Annotated in this window: 2 protein-coding genes; both read right to left on the bottom strand. The window is 67.1% G+C overall.

Annotated elements, in window-relative coordinates:
- Positions 1–745, bottom strand: a 745-nt coding sequence (locus ASE07_RS30295) for a condensation domain-containing protein (RefSeq protein ID WP_235548664.1), incomplete at its 3' end; no start/stop codon positions are given.
- A gap of 22 nt (positions 746–767) precedes the next feature.
- Positions 768–1390: AMP-binding protein (locus ASE07_RS30290; protein ID WP_268793477.1), on the bottom strand; the 623-nt coding region annotated here is incomplete at both ends.

Raw genomic sequence — 1390 nt, 5'->3', positions numbered from 1 at the left:
GCCGGAGCAGCCGGCCACGAATCAGCGGTCCCTGTTCCAGGTCGAACGGCGCACCGGCTTCCTCGCCGGTCAGCCGTTCCAGTTCCGCTTCAGCGGTGTCATGTCCACGCAGATCGTACTCCTGCAGCGAGAAGCCGCAGTGTGCATCGGCAATGTACTGCAGCGGCACGCCGTCACGCATGACGAAGCGCGTGCGCAGCGATTCATGCCGTGCCACGATGCGGTCCAGCGCATGCCGCAGGGCAGTACGGTCGAGCACGCCTTCCAGCCGCAGCCCGAGCGGCATATGGTAAGCCTGGCTGACCCCTTCCATCTGCGCCAGGAACCACAGCCGTTGCTGCGCAAACGACAGCACCAGCCCGTCGCCGCGCGCCACCGGCGTGATCGGCGGCAGCGCACTGCGCGCCGCCTCGCGCACTACTGCGGCGAAGTCGCTCAGCACCGGTTGCGTGAACAACTGGGTAATCCGTACTTCCACGCCCAGCACCTGGCGGATGCGCGAAGTCACCCGTACCGCCGACAGCGAGTGACCGCCGAGCGTGAAGAAGTTGTCGTTGCGTCCAACCTGCCCGATCCTCAGCACCTCAGCCCAGATGCGCGCCAGCGCCGCTTCGATGTCACCACGCGGAGCATCGTCCGATCCCGTGCTTGCCGTGCGCTGCGGGTCGGGCAGCGCATGGCGGTCCAGCTTGCCGTTCGGGTTCAGCGGCAACGCGTCCAGCAACACGCACGCTGCCGGCACCATATGGTCAGGCAACTGCGCCGCNGGCAGCGCATGGCGGTCCAGCTTGCCGTTCGGGTTCAGCGGCAACGCGTCCAGCAACACGCACGCTGCCGGCACCATATGGTCAGGCAACTGCGCCGCTAGCGCCGCGCGCAGCACCACCGCTTCGAGCGTGACACCCGGCTGAAGTGTGTAGTAGGCAACCAGCTGCCGCTCTTCTCCGGTTCCACCGTCGCGCGCCAGCACCACCGCTTCCCGGACTCCGTCCTGGGCCAGCATCCGGGCCTCGATCTCGCCCGGTTCGATGCGGAAACCGCGGACCTTGACCTGGAAATCGTTGCGCCCGAGGAAGGCGATATTGCCGTCGGGCAGGTAGCGCCCGAGGTCGCCCGTCTTGTACATGCGCGCACCGGGTTCCGCCACGAACGGGTCGCGCAGGAAACGTTCGGCACTCAGCTCATCCCGGTTCAGGTAGCCGCGTCCGACACCGGCACCGCCGATGTGAATCTCGCCGACCACGCCAATTGGTACCGGCTGCCCCTGCCGGTCCAGCAGGTACAGCCGCAGATTGCGAATCGGCTTGCCCAGCGGCACCCCGTGCGCCTGGTAGCGCTCCAGGTCGTCCGACAATGAATAACTGGCGACCACGTCGCTGCATTCGGTCGG

The sequence above is a fragment of the Noviherbaspirillum sp. Root189 genome (assembly GCF_001428545.1).
GTDB lineage: Bacteria > Pseudomonadota > Gammaproteobacteria > Burkholderiales > Burkholderiaceae_D > Noviherbaspirillum.
Note: the sequence above shows the minus strand (reverse complement) of the source record. Positions and strands in the feature narration are given on the sequence as shown.